This window comes from Streptomyces sp. NPDC059679, from assembly GCF_042734105.1.
GTDB lineage: Bacteria > Actinomycetota > Actinomycetes > Streptomycetales > Streptomycetaceae > Streptomyces.
Window position 1 is genome coordinate 44,460 of record NZ_JBHWES010000041.1, and the last position, 20,218, is coordinate 64,677.

A 20,218-nucleotide genomic window follows, 5' to 3' on the forward strand; every position below is an offset into this window, starting at 1 on the left:
GGCCCACCCCCTCAGGTCTCCCCCTCAGGTCTCCCGCGAAAGGACCCACGCTCCCATGTCGCGTATCACGGCGGTCGACGTCTTCCCCGTGGCCGTGCCGTTCGCCCGGCGGTTCGTACTCGGCAGCGGCACCGTCGGCACCCCGGACCAGGCAGGGTTGGTGATCTTCGTCAGGCTGGCCACGGAGGACGGGGTCGTCGGCTGGGGCGAACAGCGGGCCCTGCCGAGCTGGAGCTATGAGACCGCCGAGACGATCGCCGTGGTCATCAAGCGGCACCTCGCGCCCCTGCTGCTCGAACTCACCCCCTTCGACGTGGAGTTGTTCCACGCGCGGGCGAACCGACGGCTGAGCCCCGCGGTGTCCAACGGCTTTCCGTTCGCCCGGGCCGCGGTCGACATCGCCATGCACGACGCCGCCGGCAAACTGGCCGGGCTGCCGGTCCACGCCCTGCTGGGCGGCAAGGTACGGGACACCATTCCACTCTGTTCGGCCATCGGCGTGGGGGAGCCGTCCGCGGTCCGCGAGCATGCCCGAGCGTCCGCCGACTACCCGGCGTACAAGGTGAAGATCGGCGGGGACATCGACGCCGACGCCGCGGCCGTCACGGCGGTCGCCGAGGTCGCGGCAGCCAAGCCCATCTGGCTGGACGCCAACCAGTCCTACCGGCCGAGCGGGCTGAAGCGACTGCTGCACGCGCTGCACGACGTGCCGGGGATCCACTGCGTGGAACAGCCCGTGCCCAGCACCGACACCCTCGGTCTGCAGCGGCTGCGCAGCATGATCGATCTCCCGGTCGCCATCGACGAGGGCAGCTTCACCGCCCAGGACCTGGCCCGTACCCTCCGCCTCGACGCCGCCGACCTGGTGGTCGTCAAGCTCTGCAAGTCCGGTGGCATCCGGAGCGCGTTGAAGACCGCCCAAGTCGCCCTGGCCGGTGGCCTGGAGGTGCTGGCCAGCGGGCTGACCGACTGCGGTATCGGCTTCGCGGCGGCGCTGCATCTGTTCAGCCAGCTGGAACTGGCCCTTCCGGCCGAGCTGAACGGCCCCGAGCTGCTGTCCGATCTCTACGTCCACAACCTGGACATCGTCTCGGCCGTCGCGACCGTCCCCACCGCTCCCGGCCTCGGTGTCGAGGTCGACGAGGAGCGCATCCGCGCCGAATCGACGGACCTTGCGTTCGCCTGACACCGCACGTCCTCACCGGAGCCCCCAGCACGTCCCCACCACAGCACGTCCTTGAACAGCGAGGAGACGACGATGTCTTCCAGCCTGTCCCGCCGCACCCTGCTCAGAAGAACCGCCGCCGGAGGCCTCGCCGTCGCGGGCCTGAGCGGCTGCTCGACCGGCCCGCCACCGGGAACCGCCACCTGGTCCATGTGGTCCAACGGCCCGGAGGAGGGCAAGGTCTGGGCCGCGTTCGGCGACTACGTCGAGAAACGCATGCACGTGAAGTCCGTCTCGACGCTCACCCCGTCGGACAGCTACGCCACCAAACTCGACCTCCAACTGGTCAGTGGAACGGCCAGCCTGGTCACCGGTATCAACGGCTGGATGGTGCCGACCTACGCGGCGCGCGGCGCGCACCGGCCGCTGGACGATCTGATCGCCGACGACCCGGACTTCGACCTCGACGACTTCTACCCCGCGATCCGGTCGATCTCGTCCTTCGCGGGCAAGACGTACGGCATCGGCTTCGACGTGGCGCCCACCGTGCTCTACTACAACAAGACGCTGCTGGACAAGCACGGCATCGACCCGCCGTCCCCCACCGAGCCCATGACCTGGGAGACCCTGCGGGATCTGGCGATCGAGCTGAGCGGGCCCAAGGACAGTTACGGATTCACCTGCGGTCCGGCCATCGACGACCTGGTGTCATGGATCTACTCCGCCGGCGGCAACGTCATCAACGACAAAGGCGACGGCAGCGCCCTGGACGCCGCCGAGGCCCGGCACGCCATCGAATTCGTCATCGATCTGTTCGTCAAGGACCGGGCGACCCCGCCGATCACCAACCTGGTCAGCGCGAAGGCCAGCGGCGCCGCCCTGTCCAACTTTCTCCAGGGCAATGTCGCCTTTATGCAGAACGGGCCCTGGCAGGTGCTCAACGTCCGCAAGGCGCCCTTCGAATGGGACATCGTCCCCTTCCCCGCGGGGCCCGCGGGCAGCAAGCCGCGCGTATCGGGCTCCAGCTTCGGCATCCCCTCCGGCGTCAAGGGCTCCGACCTGGACCTGGCCTGGCGGCTGCTGAAAACCCTGACCAGCACCGGCGCGCTGGACATCTACGCGACGGCCGGGCGCAACAACCCGGCCAGGCGCTCGTCGGGCAGTGCCTTCAAACCACCACCCGCCAACCTCGGCGTCGTCCAGAAGATTCTCAAGGGCGAGGTCGGCGGCGGCCACCCCTTCGACGTGACCACCAACTGGAACCGGGTACGGCTGCTGATGGGCCAGGAGCTGCCGCGGGCCTTTCTCGGCGATCTGACGGTCGCCGAGACCATCGAGAACATCAACCCCCGGCTGAACGTCCTGATGCGTCAGCACCGGGACGCCGTCCGACAGGCCGACCGGCGCGGTGAGTGAGGATGACCATGGCTGTCGAGACCCGCACCGCCGCATCCCGGACCCAGACGCCGCGGCCCCCACGCCCCCGATGGCGCCGCTCGGAGGCGTTCGCCGCCTGGCTGTTTCTGCTGCCCAGTCTGATCGGATTCCTCGTCTTCACCGCCGGCCCGGTCATCGCCGCGGGTGTGATCTCGCTGCTCGACTGGAACCTGTTCAGCCCGCCCAGTTTTGCGGGTCTTGACAACTTCACCCGGCTGGGACCGGACGCGACGTTCTGGTCGGCATTCGGCAACACCCTGTACTTCACCTTTGCCAGTGTGCCGTTGACCCTGCTGGTCAGCCTGGCCCTCGCCCTGCTGCTCAACCAGGGGCTCCGGCGCATCGCGGTCTTCCGGTCGCTGCTCCTGCTGCCGTACGCCACCATCACCGTCGCGGTGGCATTCGTCTGGGTCTGGCTCTACATCCCCACCGACGGACTGGTCAACGCCGTGCTCGGCGTGGTCGGAATCGACGGTCCGGCGTGGCTGATCTCGGACGACTGGGCGATGCCGGCGCTGATCGTGATGAGCGTCTGGAAGAGCTTCGGCTTCGGCATGGTGATCTTCCTGGCCGGACTGCAGGCCATCCCGCAGCAACTGTACGAGGCCGCCAGGGTCGACGGCGCCACACCGTGGCGGACCTTCCGCAGTGTGACGCTGCCACTGCTCTCACCGGCGATGTTCTTCGTCGTCGTCACCTCGATCATCAATTCGTTCCAGGTCTTCGACCAGGCCCTGGTGATGACGGACGGCGGGCCGGGGTCACGTACCACCACCCTCGTCATGTACATCTACCAAACGGGGTTCCAGAACTACGAGCAGGGCTACGCGGCCGCGCAGTCGATCGTGCTGTTCGCCTTCATCGCGGTGGTCACCGCGATGCAGTTCCTCCTCCAGCGGGGGCTGGTGCACTATGACAACTGACATCCCCGTACTCGCGCCGCTGCGCCGCTCGCCCGTCGCCCGACGGAAACTGCTGGTGTTCACCTGCTTCCTGGCCACGGCGGTCACCCTCACCCCGATCGCGATGATGGTGCTGGTCGCCTTCCAGTCCGACACCGAGTCGATGCAGACCAAGCCCTCGTTCTGGCCGAGCAGTTGGCACACCGAGAACATCAGCCGCGCCTTCGACCTGGTCCCCATCGGCCGCTATCTGCTGAACACCGTCATCTTCGCCGGTGGCACCACGATCCTGGAGACGGTCACCGCGGCGCTGGCCGCGTACGCCTTCGCCCGGCTCACCTTCCGGGGCCGTGAGGTGCTGTTCGGCGTGTATCTGGCCACCTTGATGATTCCGACGCAGGTCACCCTGGTCCCGCAGTTCATCCTGGTGGCCAAGTTGCACGGGGTCGACACCTGGGCGGGGATGATCCTGCCGCACGCCTTCACCGCGCTCGGGGTGTTCCTGCTGCGGCAGTTCTTCCTCGGCATCCCCCGCGACTACGAGGAGGCGGCCCGGCTGGACGGGGCGAACCGCTGGCAGACCTTCATCCGGGTGATCGTCCCGCTGGCCGTACCGGCCATCGCCACCCTGGCCGTGTTCAAGTTCATCAGCCAGTGGAACAACCTGCTCTGGCCGCTGGTGATCTCCAACAGCGACGCCACCAGGACCGCGTCGGTCGGCCTCCAGGTGTTCCAGTCCACCAACGGAACCCAGTGGAACCTGCTGCTGATGGCGGCCACCATCACCACCGTCCCGCTGATCCTGCTCTTCTTCCTCACCCAGCGATGGTTCGTCAAAGGCATCACCATGAGCGGACTCGGAGGCCGCTGACCCATGACATATCTGTGGTCCGTCTTCACCAAGCCCTGGTCCGCCCTGCCCGGCGACGAGTTGGGCAAGCTGGTTTCCGGGCTCGGCTTCAGCGGCGCCGAGGTCCCGGTACGGGACAGCGCCTATGTCACCCCGGCCGAGGCGGAACGGCTGCTGCCGCCCTTCGCCGCACAGCTGAGGACCGAGGGCGTCGAGGTCATCAGCGTCGCGAGCGGCCTGGACGAGCCCGTCTTCGCGGCGTGCCGGGCGGCGGACGTACCGATGATCCGCGTCATGGCCGAACTCGGCCCCGACGGCTACGCCGCCTCCGTACACCGCTTCCGGCAGCGCCTGGAGGCCACCGCGCCCCTGGTGAAGCGGTACGGCGTGCAGGTGGGGGTGCAGCCGCACCACGGGCGCTTCGTCTCCTCCGCGCTGGGCGTGATGGACCTGCTCGACGGGCTGCCGGCGGAGGGTTTTCGGGTGGTGTGGGACGCGGCCCACGACGCGCTCGCGGGCGACGACCCCGGGGTGACGCTGCCGCTGGTCGCGGACCGGCTCGGCATCGTCAACCTCAAGAACGTCGTCCATGTGCCGGTCGAGCCCGCCGGTGAGTCGGTCGGCGGTCACTGGAAGCCGTGGTTCGTCCCGGGTGCCGAGGGGCGGTCGAACTGGTCGGCGGTCTTCGACCGGCTGGCCGCCATGGGCTGGTCGGGGCCCGTCTGCCTGTCGGGCCAGTACTCCGACCCGAGCGTCCCGGTGGAGGAGCGCCTGGTGACGGACCTGGCGGCGGCGCGCGCGGCGAGCGCCTGACGCGCCGGCGCCAGGCTCAGACGAACTGCTGGATCACCAGCACGGTCGCGCTCGCCACCGCGAGCACCATGGCGGCGGACCTGGTACGCCGCATGTCCAGCCTGCTCGCCAGCGGGCGGGCGAGCAGCACGCCGATCGCCGCGGCCGGGGCCAGCAGGGCGGTGTACCGCAGGCTGTTCGAGTGCACGGCCCCGGTCGCGGCCAGCGTGACCAGACTCATCGCGGAGCCGACCAGGAAGAACCCGCTCATCGTGGAGCGCAGCTTCGGGCCGCTCAAGCGCTGCCAGACCATGGCCATCGGCGGCCCTCCGATGGAGGTGGCCGTGCCCATCACTCCCGAGACCATCCCGGCCAGCAGCACGGACCGCCGTCCCGTACGCGGTACGAAGCCGCGCAGGCTCACCGCGACGCCCGCGAGGACGACCGCGGCGACGAGGAAGGCGAGTTGCCGGGCGGGCAGCAGTGCGACCAGCGCCGCACCGCCCAGGACGCCCGGCACCCGGCCGACCAGCGCCCACCCCGCTCCTCGTATGTCCGCGTGCCCGCCCTCCAGCGCCATGACCGCACCGGTGACCCCGGTGGCGAGCAGCAGCACCACCACCGGGGTGAGCGAGGGGTCCAGCGTGGCGATCACCGGGGCGGCGATCAGGCCGAGTCCGAAGCCTATGGAGACCTGGAGCAGCGACCCGACCGCCACGGTGACGAAGAGCAGGGCGAACTCCGGCGCGCTCACGCTCCCCTCGGCCCGGTGCCCAGCGGGAAGTGGCACAGCGCCTCATGCGGCTCCCGCCCGGGGTCCGCGGCGCCGTCGCGGGTGATCGCCAGGGGAGCGTGCTCGGCGCACCGGGCCTCGCTCTTCCAGCAGCGGGTGCGGAACCGGCAGCCCGATGGAATGTCGAACGGGGAGGGGATCTCCCCGCGCAACTGGATCTCCTCGTCGCGTGCCTCTCCCGAGACGTCGAGCGTGGGCGCGGCCGACATCAGGGCGGCGGTGTAGGGGTGCAGGGGCCGGTCGAAGACGTCCTCGGTGAGGCCGTGTTCGATGACCTTGCCCAGATACATCACCGTCACCCGATCGGAGACATGTCGGACCACTGACAGGTCATGGGAGATGAAGACATAGGAGACGCCGAGCCTTTCCCGCAGCTCGGAGAGCACATTGAGCACCTGGGCCTGCACCGACAGGTCCAGCGCGGAGACCGGCTCGTCGCACACGATGAGGTCGGGGTCGAGCGCCAGCGCGCGGGCGATGCCGATGCGCTGCCGCTGCCCGCCGGAGAACTCGTTCGGGTAGCGGTGGGCGTCACTGTCCCGCAGCCCGACGAGGGACAGCAGCTCACGTACCCGCCGCTCCCGGTCCTTGGCCGTGGGCACGATGTCGCGGTGGGTGCGCCACGGCTCCCCGATGAGGTCGGCCGCGGACATCCGGGCGTTGAGCGAGGCGAACGGGTCCTGGAACACCATCTGCACCCGACGCCGCCAGGCCAGCAGTTCCTTGCCCTTGAGGGTGAACGGGTCGGTGCCGTCGAAGCGCACCGTCCCCGTGTCCGGCCGCTCGAGCCCGAGCACCACCCTGGCCAGGGTCGACTTACCGCATCCGGACTCGCCGACCAGGCCAAGGGTCTCCCCGCGCTCGAGCCGTACATCGACTCCGTCCAGCGCGGTCAGACGCCGGCGCCCATGGCCGAACGACTTGGTGACGCCGCTGACCTCGAGCAGGGGCGGGGATCCGGCCGAGCTGTCGCGGCGCGGGCCCGTGGCGGTGGTTTCGGTGACGGGGGCCCCGGAGATCGGGGCCCCAGAGATCTCAGACACGGTCGAGCTCCTCGGAAAAGTGGCAGGCGGCCGAGCGCGAGGCGTCGACGGACACCAGCTGAGGACGTTCCTGGGCGCAGCGCTCCCTGGCCAGCGGGCATCTGGCCTGGAAGACACAGCCGGAGGGGACCGCGCTGAGCTCGGGCGGGCTGCCCGGCACGGCGGGCAGCGGGCGGCCCCTGACGGCATGCTCGGGTACGGAGTCGAGCAAGCCCTTGGTGTAGGGGTGGCGGGGGCGGGCGAACACCTCTTGTACCGGGCCGGTCTCCACCACATTGCCCGCGTACATGACCACCACATCGTCCGCGCGCTGGGCGACCACCGCCAGGTCGTGGGTGATCAGGACGATCGCCATGTCCCGCTCGGTCTGCAGATCCCGCAGCAGCCGCATGATCTGCGCCTGCACGGTGACGTCGAGCGCGGTAGTGGGCTCGTCGGCGATCAGTACGTCGGGGTCGAGGGCGACGGCCATCGCGATCAGCAGACGCTGGCGCATACCACCGGAGAACTGATGCGGATACGAGCGGGCCCGCAGCCGCGGTTCGGGTATGCCGACGCGGGTCATCAGCTCGATCGCCTTCTCCTTGGCCTCGCGCCGCGACAGCCCGCGATGGATGCGGAACGGCTCGGCGAGTTGCCTGCCGACCGGCTGTACGGGGTTGAGCGCGGTCAGCGCGTCCTGGAAGACGATCGACAGACCGGGGCCGGCGAGCTTTCTGCGGCCCGCCGGGCTGAGCCGCAGCACATCGGTGCCGGACACCCGTACGGATCCCTCCGTCACCTCGGCCACCGGGTCGAGCAGCCCGGCGATCGACAGCGCGGTCATGGACTTTCCGCAGCCGGACTCGCCCAGCAGCGCCAGTGTGCGGCCCTTGCGCACGCTGAAGCTGACGTCGTCCACGGCGCGGACCGTGCCGGAGGGGGTGCGCAGTTCGACGCGGAGCCCTTCGACCTCGAGCGCGGCGCCTTCGGCCGCGGCGGGCGCGGGCAGGGTTGACGGCTTCACGCGATCACCTCCGGGGAAACAGCGGCTCGGGCCCCGCGCCGCTTCTTGGGCAGCGTCAGACGCCAGCGCTGCGCGGGATCCGTGGCCAGGCGCACCCAAGCGGCGAGCACCGTGGCCGACACCGTGGTGAGTACGATCGCGATGCCCGGAAGCACGGCGATCCACCAGGCGGTCTGCAGATACTGGCGGCCCTGGGCCACCATCAGCCCCCAGCTCACATCGGGGGGCTGGATCCCGATGCCGAGGAAGCTGAGCGACGACTCGGTCAGCATGACGAAACAGAAGTCGAGCGTGGCCACCGTCAGCAGCGTAGGCAGCGCGATCGGCAGAATGTGCCGGTAGATGATGTTGCGGCTCGGGGTGCCGAAGGTCCGGGCCGCGTCGACGAACAGCCGGCTTCTGAGCTCGGCCGACTCCGCGCGGGCGGTGCGGAGATAGACGGGGATACGTGCGATGGCGAGGATCAGCACGATGTTCAGCGCGCTGGGCGCGAAGACATAGAGCACGACCACCGCGATCAGCAGGGAGGGGAAGCTGAGGATGACATCGGCGACGCGCATCGCGATGTTCTCGCGCCAGCCCCCGTGGTAGCCGGCCCACAGCCCCAGAGCTGAGCCGATCAGCAGCGAGCACAGCACCGCGGGCACCGCGACGTACAGCGTCGTCCCGGCGGCCTCGATCAGCCGGGCCAGCACGCTGCGTCCCAGCACGTCGGTGCCGAGCAGCCCGTAGAAGCCGTGGTCGAGGGACGGCGGGCGCAGCGAGGCGCCGAGGTCCTGCCGTATCGCCTGGTCGCCGATGAACAGCCGGCCGAACAGCGCGATCAGGAACACCAGAGCGAGGATGACGGCCGCGACGGCCGCCGCCCGGTCCCTGCCGAGCAGCAGCCACCAGCGGGGCGGACGGTTGCCTGGTGAGGCGGGATCAGAAGTGGCTTCAAGAGCGGCTACGGAAGTGGCTTCAGGGGCGGTGCTGTCCGAGGGACGGTCAGCGGGGTCGGTCATGGTGGCTCCTTCGCTCACGCCGGCACCGCCTGGCGCACTCGGGGGTCGATCAAGGCGTGGCAGACGTCGACGAGGATGTTCAACGCGAAGATCGTCACTGCGGTGATCAGGACGGCTGCCTGCAATACGGCGAAGTCGCGCTGCAAAATCGAGTCGATCATGAGCTTGCCGATTCCGGGCCAGCCGAAGATCGTTTCCACGATCACCGCGCCGTTGACGAGACCGACGGCGAGGTCTCCAGCTACGGTCAGGACGGGCGTGACGGCGTTGCGCAGGGCGTGTCCGAACACCACTCGCTTGGCGTCGGCGCCCTTGCTGCGGGCCACCTTGACATAGGGCGCGGACAGCGCGCCGACCATGCTGCCGCGGACCACCTGGACGAGCACGCCGAACGGGCGGATCAGCAAGGTGGCGATCGGCAGCACCCATATCTCGGGGCCGCCCAGGGTGCCGGAGGTCGGCAGCCAGTCCAGGGTCACTCCGAAGACCAGCACACCCATGATCGCGAACCAGAAGTCGGGGATGCTGGCCGCGGTCATGGACAGCAGACCGGCGATCCGGTCGATGAGTGAGTTGGGCCGGTAGGCGGCGAGGCTGCCGACCAGCAGCGCGCCGAGGATGGCCAGAAGCATGGTCATGCCGGCGAGCTGAAGGGTGACGGGGAACGCGTCGAGCACCATCGTGGTGGCCGACTGGCCGGTGCGCAGCGAGGTACCGAAGTCGAAGTGTGCTGCCTGGCTGAGGTAGTGCCATAGCTGCACCGGGATGGAGTCGTCGAAGCCGTGGGCGGCGGAGAATTCCGCGCGCTGCTGGGGGGTGGCGCTCAGCGGGAGATAGAGGTCGACCGGGTTGCCGGTCAGGCGTGCCAGGCAGAACACGCCCAGCACCACGAACACCAGAGGGATCGCACTGGAGATGATGCGCTTGCGCAGGAAGGACCACATGTCAGTGCCTCCCCGCCTTCACCGGAGTGGCCTCGGCCAGCCGCATCTCGTCTCCGGTGGCGGAGTTCGGCTGGTATCGGACCGACGAGGACAGGCCGAGCAGTCCGCGCATATGAGCCAGGTAGGCGTACTGCGCGACCGTCTTGTTCTGATAGTCGAGCAGATCGGCGAAGGCCTTCTGGCGGGCCTCGCCGGACAGCTCGTTCGCCGCGTCGATGCGCCGGTCGAGCTCCTTGGTGCCGAACGTGGACTGCGGGCCGTCGCTCAGCAGGTACTGACTGGTGGTGAAGGCCGCGTCCCCGGCCTGGTTGCCGTGCTGGACCAGCATTGCGATCGGCCCGACATTACGGGGCAGCGGGCGCAGCTGGTACTGAAGACTGGTGGCCGTGTCCGCCATGCGAATCCTTACGTTCAGCCCTATCTGATCCATCTCGTACTGCAGGGCCTCGGCCGTCTCCGCGATCCCGGCGAACTGGCCGTTGCGCGCCACGATGGTGATCCGCCGCTTGGTGGGGACCCCGTCGGCAGCCGCCTGCTTGACCAGCGCACGGGCCGCGGCCACGTTGTGCGAAGGGGGGACGAGGTCGTCGTTGTGGCCCACCACGCCGGGCGGGACCAGTTGCGCGGCGGGCTTGGCCAGTCCGCCGAGCAGGGCCTTGATGATGCCCTTGCGGTCGATGGCCATGGCGATCGCCTTGCGCACCCGGATGTCGTCGAGCGGCGCCTCGCGGCCGTCCAGCCGCAGGGCGGTCGTCTCGTTGTTGGGGAAGGCGACGGAGTTGTCCTTGGTCGCGTCCATGGGGTCCAGCGATGTCGCGATGTCGGCCTCGCCCTTGTTGATCATGGCGGCTCGGACGCTGGCATCGCTGCGCCAGACATACATGGCCTGGGGGTAGGCGGGAGCCTTCCCCCAGTACTTCGCGTTGCGGGCCAGGGAGATCGAGACACCGGTCTGCCACTCCTTGACGGCGTAGGGGCCGGTGCCGATCGGTATGCGCACCTTGGCCTTGGTGTCGGTGGTGCGCGGCACGATCTCGATGAAGCTGATCCGCAACGGGAGGATGGGGTCGGCCTTCTTGGTGGTGACGGTCAGCCGGGTGGGGCTGACGGCGCGCACATCAAGTTTCTCGTCGCCGAAGACATAGCCGTCCACGTTGCAGGCGAGATCGGAGTTGACGGCGCGGTCGATGGAGAAGGCGGCGTCTTTCGCGGTGAACGGCTGCCCGTTCTGGAAGGTCACGCCGGTGCGGATGTCGAAGGTCCACGTGGTGGGCTTTGTCTGCCGCCAGCCGGTGGACAGCAGCGGTTCCAGCTTGCCCGAGGTGGGGTCCCGTTCAATCAGCGGTTCAGTGATGTTGGAGCGGACCACGACACCGGTCGCGGTTGTGGATGACTCGCAGGGTTCCAGCGTCGGGGGTTCCTGGGTGAGAACCACCCGCAGCGTGCTGCCGTCCGCGCTGCCGGCGTCACCGGCGCTGTCGCTGTTCGCCACGGTGCACGCGCTGGTCAGCAGCATCGTGCCCGAGGCGAGAAACATGAGAACGGGGTGTGCTCGGGACCTTCTTGGGCGAGGCAAGGAGCGTACGGAGGACTTCATCGTCGGCGTATCTCCGAAAGGGCTGAAGTGGTGCCGCCGGAGACGCGATTGCTGACATGGCTGTCCATACATGCGTACCCGGTCTGCATTTGTAAACGCCGAAGCTAAGGCCGAGGTGCAGGGGCGTCAAGGGGTGTGGCCAAAGCGTTGGCTGCGCGGTCCGCCGCAGGTCGGGACGAGCCCCGCGGCCGTCCATTGATATGGAGAAGGTATCGAGCGATACAGTTTTGAGCTTAGACACGCATCGAAATCGGCCATACGCTCCCGCCCATTCCACAAGAACGGGAGTGGCCCCATGCCTTCCTCAACTGGCACCGCCGGCATCGTGTTGCAGGTGTGTCCACTGCTGCCGACCCTGGAGTCCGCGCTGGCCGAGCACCATCACACCGTGCGACTCGCGGAACTGCCCGATCCCGACGCCTATCTGCGGGACCACGGTGGCGAGGTGGTGGCCGCGGTGACCAGCGCCCGGATCGGCGTGTCGAACGAGCTGATGGACGCCCTGCCCGCGCTCCGCGCGATCGTCCACTTCGGGGTCGGCTACGAGACCACGGACGTCGCCCGGGCCCGGGCGCGCGGTATCGACGTCAGCAACACCCCGGACGTCCTCACCGACTGCGTGGCCGATCTCGCCGTCGGCGCCCTGATCGATGTGATGCGCCGGCTGTCGGCCGCCGACCGCTTCGTCCGCCGCGGCGACTGGCTCCAGGATGCCTTCCCCCTCGCGTCCAAGGTGAGCGGAAAGCGCGTGGGCATCCTCGGGCTCGGCAGGATCGGCCGCGCCATCGCCCGGCGGCTCGAGGGCTTCGATGTCGAGCTCCTTTACTGCTCACGTACGCCCGCCGAGGACGTGAGCTATCGCCGCGTGTCCTCGCCCACCGAGCTCGCCGCGGAGTGTGACGCGCTGGTCGTGGCGGTCTCCGGAGGCGGCGCCACCCAGGGCCTGGTCTCGGCGGGTGTGCTCGACGCGCTCGGCCCCCAGGGCTATCTGGTGAATGTCTCGAGGGGCAGTGTCATCGATGAGCCGGCCCTGGTGAACGCCCTGGTCAGTGGCGGGATAGCGGGCGCGGCGCTCGATGTGTTCGCGGATGAGCCCCGTGTTCCCAAGGATCTGCTGGACCTGGACACGGTCGTCCTGCTTCCGCATATCGCCAGCGCCACCCATGAGACACGTGAGGCCATGGGCGATCTCACCTTCCGCAATCTGCATCGGTTCATGACCGAGGGCAGCCTCCTCACGCCGGTGCCGGAACATTGACAGCCGGATCACCCCCTGTTTACAAATGAAGACGTCGGCTACATATGAGGACGGTGTTCATGGCTGGGACGGCTGAACGCATCGCCGAAGTCACGGTGACCCCGGTGGCTTTCCGGGACTACCCCTTGCTCAATACGGTGGGAGTGCATGAGCCGTACGCGCTGCGCACCATCGTCGAAGTCACCACGGAAGGCGGCGTCACCGGCATCGGTGAGACCTACGGCGGCAGCGTGCACCTGGAGCGGGTGCGCCGGACCGCCGAGGAACTCGTCGGCATGGACGTCTGGAGCCTGAACGACCTGCTGCTGCGCACCCGCCGCGCGCTCGGTTCGGACACCGCCGGCGGCGACGGCATGTCCGGCATGGTCACGGGCAGCAGCACGGTGGACCGCGTGGTGTCCCCGTTCGACGTCGCCGCGCTGGACATCCAGGGCAAGCTGGTCGGGCGGCCGGTCAGCGACCTCCTCGGCGGCGCCGTGCGTCCCTCCGTCCCCTACAGCGCCTACCTCTTCTACAAGTGGGCCGGACACCCGGATCAGGCGGACGACGACTGGGGCGCCGCGCTCGACCCGGAGGGGCTGGTCGAACAGGCCCGGCGCATGATCGACCAGTACGGCTTCTCCTCCATCAAGCTCAAGGGCGGTGTCTTCGCTCCCGACGAGGAGATCGCCGCGATCCGCGCCCTGCGGGAGGCCTTCCCCGAACTGCCGCTGCGGCTCGACCCGAACGCCGCCTGGAGCGAGGAGACCTCGCTCCACGTCGCCCGGGAACTCGATGGAACCCTCCAGTACCTGGAGGATCCGACCCCGGGCCTGGCCGGTATGGCGGCCGTGGCACGGCAGACCGACACACCGCTCGCCACCAATATGTGCGTCGTCTCCTTCGACGACCTCGCCCCCGCAGTCGCGCAGGGCTCGGTGGGCATCGTGCTGGCCGACCACCACTTCTGGGGCGGTCTGCGGCGCGGTGCGCAACTCGGCGCGATCTGCGAGACCTTCGGCCTCGGCATGTCCATGCACTCCAACTCCCATCTGGGCATCAGCCTCGCCGCGATGACCCATCTGGCCGCCGCCACGCCACGGCTCACCTACGCCTGCGATACGCACTGGCCGTGGAAGCGGCCGGACGAGGATGTGATCGCCCCCGGAGTCCTGCGGTTCACCGAAGGGCAGGTCGCCGTGCCCACCGCCCCCGGACTCGGCGTGGATCTTGACCGGGACGCGCTCGCCCGGCTGCACCAGCAGTACCTCGACTGCGGGCTGCGCGACCGCGACGACACCGGCTATATGCGCCGCTTCGAGCCTGACTTCGACCCCACCGCGCCCCGGTGGTGACCGCGCCATGCGCATCATGCTCAACCACCGGATCCTGAGCAGGTTCAGCGAGCGGCTGAGGACGCGTACCGAGGGCCACCATGAGTGGCTGGAGGCCTCCGACTGGGACGTGGAGCGGATCGCCGACGCCATCGGCGAAACCGACGTATACATCGGCTCACAGCTCACCGAGGACGACGCGCGGCGGGCCCGACGGCTCCGGCTCGTCCACGTGGTCGGCGCGGGCTACGACGGCATCCCCCTGGGGGCGCTGGGGCCGGATGTGATCGTGGCCAACACCCACCACCACGGCAGATCGATCGCCGAACACGTCCTGATGTGTGTGCTGATGCTGTCCCGGCGTGTGCTCGCGGCCGATCAGGAGCTGCGCGCGGGGCGGTGGCGGAACGTCGCCGTCGACGCCACGCTGCCGTTCGGGGACACCCTGCGGGGGCGGCGTGTCGGCGTCATCGGCTTCGGGGAGACGGGGACGGAGATCGGTCGGCTGTGCCAGGCGGTGGGCCTGGGCGTACGGGCCGTACGCCGCGATCCGTCGGCCCCCCTGCCGGACGATCTGCGCCCCGACTGGGTGGGCGGCACGGACCGGCTGCCGGAACTGCTGGCCGACTCCGACATCGTCGTGGTCACCGTTCCGCTGGGCCCCGCGACCCGCGGGCTGATCGGAGCGGCCGAGCTGGCCGCGATGGGCCGCCACGCCCTTCTCGTCAATGTCGCCCGCGGCCCCGTCGTTCAGGAAGAGGCACTGTGCGAGGCGCTGTCGGCCGGCACGATCGCCGGCGCGGCCCTCGACGTATGGTGGGCCGGCCCGCCGCACGCCCCGAGCAGGCTGCCGTTCCACACCCTGCCCAATGTGGTGATGACACCGCACAACTCCGGCCATACCGAGGAAACCTTCGCCGACCGGGCCACCGAGATCGCCGCCAACATCACCCGTCTGGCGAACGGGAGTCCCCTCACCCATGTGGTCCGTGGAGCTGAGATGGCGAGGTAATTCCCGGTACCCACACCCACACAGCGGAACTCACGTAAACTTCCCGTCCGTTATTGCGCTGGGTTAGGTTCGGGGACGGGGGCCCGCTTCATGGTGACTTTCGCGCAGTTGAAGGCGGTCGATCCTGGCCAGTTCGAGCAGGCTGCCGACGGCTGGCACAAGGTGAGCAGCAGTGCCAGTGCGGCCAAGGACCGGCTGGACAATGAGATCAACGCAAAGCTTCGCGGGGGGCTCAAGGGGCAGGGGGTCGGTGCGGCGCTGGGGCGCCTGGAGCGGCTGAGTGGGAACTTCCACTATATGCAGGTGGAGTGTGCGCTGATCCTGACGGCGTTGAACGGGCTGGCCGCGGAGTTGCGGGCGGCGAAGAAGAAACTGGACAACGCCGTTCAGGACGCGCAGGACGCCGGGATGACCGTCAAGCAAGACGGTTCGGTGGAATACCGGCCCTTGGTGCTGCTTCCCGGCCAGGAGTACGAGCCGCCCGGGAACGGCCGTACGCCGTTTGTCAGGACGACGCCGAAGCAGCGGGCCCAGGGATTCGCCGACCGGATCGGTGACGCGCTCAAGGACGCGACCGAGGCGGACGGCAAGTACGCCAGGACGCTGGGCAAGCTGATCACGACGGCCGATCTGTCGGTCACCAAGGACGACTGGATCGACGCGGACAACGACCGGGGGGCGGTCGAGAAGACGGTCGGGGACTATCTGCGCGACGTTCCCAAGGACAAGTCGCCCGAGGACAACGCGGCCTGGTGGAAGAGCCTGAGCAAAGAGGAGCAGGCGGAATACATCTCCCTCTTCCCGGCGAGCGTCGGCAAGCTGGACGGCCTCCCCGTCGAGGACCGCGACGAGGCCAACCGCGTCGTGCTCAATGAGCAGCGGGCGAAGTACCAGACCGAGCTGGCGAATCTGCCGCCCGAGCCCAAGCCGAAGAACATCCTCGCCGGGCGCTCTTACGTGATCAACCCGGAATGGCTCAAATGGGACAACCACAGGAAGCATGTGAAGTCCTCCCTCGACGGTCTGAACGCCATTCAGGAGCGTTTCGATGTCACGGGAAAGGTCGACCCCTATCCCAGCAAGAGACCTTCCGGTTACAAACCGACCGGCGACGGGCTGCCGCCCGCGTATCTGCTGGACATCGACCCCGAGAACAACGGGCGCGCGATCATCGCGAACGGCAACCCGGACACGGCCGACCACACCGCGGTGATGGTCGACGGCACCAAGAGCAAACTCGGCTCCATCCGCACCCCCATCGTCAGGGGCACCAATCTGTGGCAGGCCGCCAGCGCGATGCCGGGCGAACCCGAGGTGTCGACCATCACCTGGCAGGGCTACGACGCTCCGCAGAACATGTTCCCGCAAGGCGCGTTGAACAGGTACGCCGACCGGGCGGCGGGAGATTTCAACGACTTCCTGTCGGGGCTGCACACCTCCCACAGCCCGTCGGCCAATGACCACCTGTCGGTGCAGGCTCACAGCTACGGGAGCGTGGTGGCGGGTTCCGCCGCCCGTCAGGGCACCCTGGAGGCGGACGATGTGATGTTCAGCGGCAGCCCCGGCGTCCAGGTGGGGCGGGCCGAGGACATGGACGTACCCGCGGGGCATGTGTGGAACCAGAAGGCGAAGGACGACCCGGTCCCCAGGCTGGGGGCGCCCACCCACGGCCACCACGAGGGTCTGACCCAGTTCATCACCCCCCACGACCGCATCTTCGGCGCCAACCAGATGTCCACCGACACCAGGGGGCACGGCAACTACTGGGTGGCAGGTTCGGAGAGCTTGGAGAACCAGGCGCGCGTCGTGGTGGGGCGCTACGACGAGGTCCAGCTGAAGTAGGCGCTTCCTGCGCGGCCCGCCGTCGAGCCGCTCCGCGTACGCGCGCTAGTGTGCGGGTGTGAGCCTCCATGTCGTCATAGGGTCCGGGCCCGCAGGGGCCGCCACCGCTCGGCTGCTGGCCGAGCAGGGTCATACGGTGCGGGTCATCACCAGGTCGGGCCGGAGCCCGGAGCCCGGCATCGAACACATCGCACTGGACGCGACGGACAGCGAGCGGCTGACCGCGGCCGCGCGGGGCGCGGCCGCGATCTACAGCTGTGCCGCACCGCCCTACCACCGCTGGGTGGGCGAATGGCCGGCGCTGGCCTCGTCGCTCTGCGCGGCGGCCGAGGCGACCGGGGCCGTCCTGGTCATGCTGGGCAACCTCTACGGCTACGGTCCGGTGGACGGCCCCATGACCGAGGAACTGCCACTCGCCGCGACCGGCCCCAAGGGGCGGGTCCGCGCCGCCGTGTGGGAGCAGGCGCGGACACTGCATGAACAGGGCCGTATCAAGGCGGTCGAGGTACGGCCCTCGGACTTCTTCGGGCCCGGCGTGACCGACGGCGGTCACCTGGCCGCCCGGGTCATGCCACGGCTGCTGCGCGGCAAGCCGGTCTCCACGCTCGGCGACCCGGACGCCCCGCACAGCTGGAGCTATCTCCCCGATGTGGCCAGGGCCCTCGTCGAGGTCGCGGGCGAGGAACGGGCCTGGGGACGGGCCTGGCACGTACCGACGCAGCCCGCGCGGTCCACCCGGCAGATGGTCGACCACCTCGCCGCCCAGGCGGGAACGGGGCCGGTCGCCGTGCGCCGGCTGTCGCCGGCCGTACTGGGCGTCGCATCACTCTTCTCCCCGCTGCTCCGCGAGCTGAAGGAGATCCGCTACCAGTTCGACCGTCCGTTCGTGGTGGACGCGAGCGCTTACGAGGCCGAGTTCACGGTACGGGCCACCCCCCTCGACGAGCAGGCCGAGGCGACGGTGGCCTGGTGGCAGGAGCGGCCGGCCACCACCGGGTGACATACCCGACGGCGACCATGACCGCCGCACCCCGCCGTGGCGGTCAGGACGTCAGATAGGCCTCCACCTCGCTGAACTGGGCCGCCGGCCAGCCGGTGTTGGCGGTGACGTGGAGCCTCAGATAGCGCAGGTCAGTGTTCTGGGGCAGGTTGAGGGTGACGGCGTTGCCCCGTGCCGGGTCGAAGCGGTAGCCCTGCGCGCCGGCGACCGTGGAGTACGACGAGGCGTCGGTGCTGCCGAGCACGGACAAGGTCTGGGTGCGGGCCTCCCACGCCGAGGAGGGCGGCAGCTTCAGCACGACCCGGCGCACCGCCTGGCGGGAGCCGAGGTCCACCGTCCACGACTGGGGGAAGGCGTTGTTGGCGGACTCCCAGTAGGTGTTCGCGTCGCCGTCCACCGCCTTGCCGGGGGTGTAGACGTCCTGCGAGCCGGTCGCGGTGGCCGACCGGCCCTTGAGGAGGTTGCGGGCGGGGTCCGGGTCGGGGTTGCCCTGCCCGGGCCGCGGCCAGGTGGAGCAGTCCGACCAGGTGCTGTTCCAGCCGGAGTTGCCGCCGCCGTCGGTGAGCGCGAAGGAGCCGGAACCGGCCGGGTAGGGGCAGTTGTAGACGCCCGCCACGCCGACGCCGGTGGCCGCGACACCGCCGAGCTTCGCCGCCCCCTGCGCCTCGGCCTGGACGACCACGGTTCCGGTGTTCTTCACGGTCGCGCCGGTCACGTTGACGTTCTTGACCGCGTAGCCGTGGCCGCCGCCGGAGACGAACTCGAACGCGCTGTAAGGGCTGTCCGTGATGGTCGTGTTGGTGATGTTGACGGTGGCGTTGATGGCGCTGTCGTAGGAGTCGACGCGCAGGGCCCCCATCGGGTGGTTCCAGTTCGGGTTCATGGCGCCGGTGCGCACCAGCGTGTTTCCGTCGACCGTGATCGTGCCGGAGAGCGGATGGAAGGGGTCGAGGAACTTCTGGTTGGAGATGGCGATCCCGCTGCCGAGCGCGTTGGTGTCGGAGATCAGGTTGTTCTTGACCGCGATGTCGGTGCCGCCGTAGATCGCGATGCCGTTGGCGAGGTTCGGTTGCGAGATGGTGTTGCTCTCGAAGCTGCTGTCGGTGTCCGGCGCATTCAGCGACCACATGGCGAGGGCGTCGTCGCCCTGGTTGCGCAGGAAGTTGTCGCGGACGCGCACGCCCTTGGCACTGCCGTTGAGGTTGAGCCCGTCGGCGGTGGTGTCGAGGATGCGGTTGTGCTCGACGACGAGGTTGTCGTTGTTGCCCATCAGCCAGAGGCCCACCTTCAGGTGCTGCAGCCACATGCCCGACACGCTGGAGTTCGGGCCGAGTGCGCCGTTGACGAAGTTGTCGGGGTTGGAGTCGACGCGCTCGGTGACCTCCCCGATGACCGCGAAGTCCTTGATGTGGACGTTGCCGGACGAGCCGGACTGGTCGATGAAGCGCGAGGTGTGCACGGTGGAGTACCAGTGCCCGGCGCCCTGCAGAGTGACGTTCTGGACGCCGCTCAGGGAGGAGGTCAGCTTGTAGTCGCCCGGTGGGATCCAGACCACGCCGCCCTGGGCGGAGGCGATGGCGTCGCGGAACGCCTGCGTGGAGTCGCCCTGCCCGGTCGGGTCGGCGCCCTTCGAGGTGACGGAGACCGATCCCGCGGGCTGCGTGGCGGCCGGCTCCGCCTGCTCGAAGTCGACCACGTCGACGGTGGCCTGGACGTTGCCGGCCTCGAACGCGATCCTGTCGCCGGCCTGGACGTTCTGGCCGAGCACAAGCCGCGCGTTGTCGTAGAAGTGGTGGGTCTTCGCCCCGGCGATCCAGCCGGTGTCCACGTACGAGTACTTGGAGGTGACCGCCAGGGTCTTCGCGAGCTTGGTTCCGTTGACGTACACGTTGAGCGTGCCGGACTGGCCGTCGGGCACGCTGTAGGCGACGTTCACGGCGTTGGCCGCGCGGGGTGCGGTGAATTCGACGCGCTGGCCGGAGGCGAGACGGACGGCCTGGCGGCCGGATGCCTCGGAGGCGAGGGTGCCCTGGGCGTAGTCGGGGCCGATCTTGGTGCCGGTGGTGGTACCCGATTCGGCCTCGACCGAGGTGAAGGGGAGGGCGGTGCCCGCGGCGGCGTGCGCGGCGGTGGGAGGCAGGACGAGCAGCATGCCGGCCGCCAGGGCCACGGCCGCGCCGATCGCCGGCATACGCCTGACCGATCCGAAGGTATTGCTGCGCATGTGCTGATCCCTTCGTGTGGGGGGAGAGAAGGAAAC

The 20,218-nt window shown here is 69.1% G+C and carries 17 protein-coding genes; 10 read left to right on the forward strand and 7 right to left on the reverse strand.

Annotation, left to right across the window (positions count from 1 at the left end):
• The first annotated feature begins 55 nt into the window (after positions 1-55).
• The 5 genes from ACFV2X_RS33890 to ACFV2X_RS33910 all read left to right on the forward strand — a co-directional run bounded on the left by ACFV2X_RS33890 (position 56) and on the right by ACFV2X_RS33910 (position 5,167).
• Complete coding sequence (locus ACFV2X_RS33890) at positions 56-1,186, forward strand: mandelate racemase/muconate lactonizing enzyme family protein (protein WP_385624006.1); 1,131 nt, start codon at positions 56-58, stop codon at positions 1,184-1,186.
• A gap of 72 nt (positions 1,187-1,258) precedes the next feature.
• Positions 1,259-2,581 carry an ABC transporter substrate-binding protein gene (locus tag ACFV2X_RS33895; RefSeq protein ID WP_385624008.1) on the forward strand — a complete coding sequence of 441 codons (1,323 nt, stop codon included), beginning with the start codon at positions 1,259-1,261 and terminating at the stop codon, positions 2,579-2,581.
• An 8-nt stretch (positions 2,582-2,589) separates the two neighbouring features.
• The gene (locus tag ACFV2X_RS33900; RefSeq protein WP_385624011.1) at positions 2,590-3,525 is read left to right on the forward strand and encodes a carbohydrate ABC transporter permease; all 936 of its coding nucleotides are present in this window, start codon (positions 2,590-2,592) and stop codon (positions 3,523-3,525) included.
• Positions 3,515-4,375: a carbohydrate ABC transporter permease gene (locus tag ACFV2X_RS33905; RefSeq protein WP_385624013.1), complete on the forward strand. Its 861-nt coding sequence runs from the start codon at positions 3,515-3,517 to the stop codon at positions 4,373-4,375. The genes ACFV2X_RS33900 and ACFV2X_RS33905 overlap by 11 nt, the downstream gene beginning before the upstream one ends.
• A 3-nt stretch (positions 4,376-4,378) precedes the next feature.
• Positions 4,379-5,167, forward strand: coding sequence for a sugar phosphate isomerase/epimerase family protein (locus ACFV2X_RS33910; protein ID WP_385624014.1), 789 nt, complete (start codon positions 4,379-4,381; stop codon positions 5,165-5,167).
• Between the two features lie 16 nt (positions 5,168-5,183).
• Here ACFV2X_RS33910 and ACFV2X_RS33915 read toward each other — a convergent pair whose 3' ends face one another.
• The 6 genes from ACFV2X_RS33915 to ACFV2X_RS33940 are packed head-to-tail and all read right to left on the reverse strand — an operon-like array spanning position 5,184 to position 11,473.
• Positions 5,184-5,900: a sulfite exporter TauE/SafE family protein gene (locus ACFV2X_RS33915; RefSeq protein WP_089510605.1), complete on the reverse strand. Its 717-nt coding sequence runs from the start codon at positions 5,898-5,900 to the stop codon at positions 5,184-5,186.
• Positions 5,897-6,982, reverse strand: coding sequence for an ABC transporter ATP-binding protein (locus tag ACFV2X_RS33920; protein ID WP_385624016.1), 1,086 nt, complete (start codon positions 6,980-6,982; stop codon positions 5,897-5,899). The genes ACFV2X_RS33915 and ACFV2X_RS33920 overlap by 4 nt, the downstream gene beginning before the upstream one ends.
• On the reverse strand, positions 6,975-7,988 hold the full coding sequence (locus ACFV2X_RS33925) for an ABC transporter ATP-binding protein (protein ID WP_385624018.1): 1,014 nt from the start codon (positions 7,986-7,988) through the stop codon (positions 6,975-6,977). The genes ACFV2X_RS33920 and ACFV2X_RS33925 overlap by 8 nt, the downstream gene beginning before the upstream one ends.
• Positions 7,985-8,992 carry an ABC transporter permease gene (locus ACFV2X_RS33930; RefSeq protein WP_385624021.1) on the reverse strand — a complete coding sequence of 336 codons (1,008 nt, stop codon included), beginning with the start codon at positions 8,990-8,992 and terminating at the stop codon, positions 7,985-7,987. Before ACFV2X_RS33930 ends, ACFV2X_RS33925 begins: the two co-directional genes overlap by 4 nt.
• A 14-nt stretch (positions 8,993-9,006) precedes the next feature.
• Positions 9,007-9,936: an ABC transporter permease gene (locus ACFV2X_RS33935; RefSeq protein WP_385624023.1), complete on the reverse strand. Its 930-nt coding sequence runs from the start codon at positions 9,934-9,936 to the stop codon at positions 9,007-9,009.
• A 1-nt stretch (position 9,937) separates the two neighbouring features.
• On the reverse strand, positions 9,938-11,473 hold the full coding sequence (locus ACFV2X_RS33940; RefSeq protein WP_385624026.1) for an ABC transporter substrate-binding protein: 1,536 nt from the start codon (positions 11,471-11,473) through the stop codon (positions 9,938-9,940).
• A 355-nt stretch (positions 11,474-11,828) separates the two neighbouring features.
• On the opposite strand from ACFV2X_RS33940, the gene ACFV2X_RS33945 reads away from it, so the two are divergent.
• The 5 genes from ACFV2X_RS33945 to ACFV2X_RS33965 all read left to right on the forward strand — a co-directional run bounded on the left by ACFV2X_RS33945 (position 11,829) and on the right by ACFV2X_RS33965 (position 17,958).
• Positions 11,829-12,791: a 2-hydroxyacid dehydrogenase gene (locus tag ACFV2X_RS33945; protein WP_385624029.1), complete on the forward strand. Its 963-nt coding sequence runs from the start codon at positions 11,829-11,831 to the stop codon at positions 12,789-12,791.
• Positions 12,792-12,850: 59 nt separating this feature from the next.
• Positions 12,851-14,125, forward strand: coding sequence for a glucarate dehydratase family protein (locus tag ACFV2X_RS33950; protein WP_385624031.1), 1,275 nt, complete (start codon positions 12,851-12,853; stop codon positions 14,123-14,125).
• Positions 14,126-14,132: 7 nt separating this feature from the next.
• Positions 14,133-15,116 (forward strand): 2-hydroxyacid dehydrogenase, encoded by a 984-nt coding sequence (locus ACFV2X_RS33955; RefSeq protein ID WP_385624034.1) that lies wholly within the window; start codon positions 14,133-14,135, stop codon positions 15,114-15,116.
• A 90-nt stretch (positions 15,117-15,206) separates the two neighbouring features.
• Positions 15,207-16,958, forward strand: a complete 1,752-nt coding sequence (locus ACFV2X_RS33960; protein ID WP_385624036.1) for an alpha/beta hydrolase — start codon at positions 15,207-15,209, stop codon at positions 16,956-16,958.
• Between the two features lie 58 nt (positions 16,959-17,016).
• Complete coding sequence (locus ACFV2X_RS33965) at positions 17,017-17,958, forward strand: NAD-dependent epimerase/dehydratase family protein (RefSeq protein WP_385624038.1); 942 nt, start codon at positions 17,017-17,019, stop codon at positions 17,956-17,958.
• A 43-nt stretch (positions 17,959-18,001) separates the two neighbouring features.
• Here the strand turns inward: ACFV2X_RS33965 and ACFV2X_RS33970 are convergent, their stop codons facing one another.
• The gene (locus ACFV2X_RS33970) at positions 18,002-20,182 is read right to left on the reverse strand and encodes a discoidin domain-containing protein (protein WP_385624040.1); all 2,181 of its coding nucleotides are present in this window, start codon (positions 20,180-20,182) and stop codon (positions 18,002-18,004) included.
• Positions 20,183-20,218: the final 36 nt, after the last annotated feature.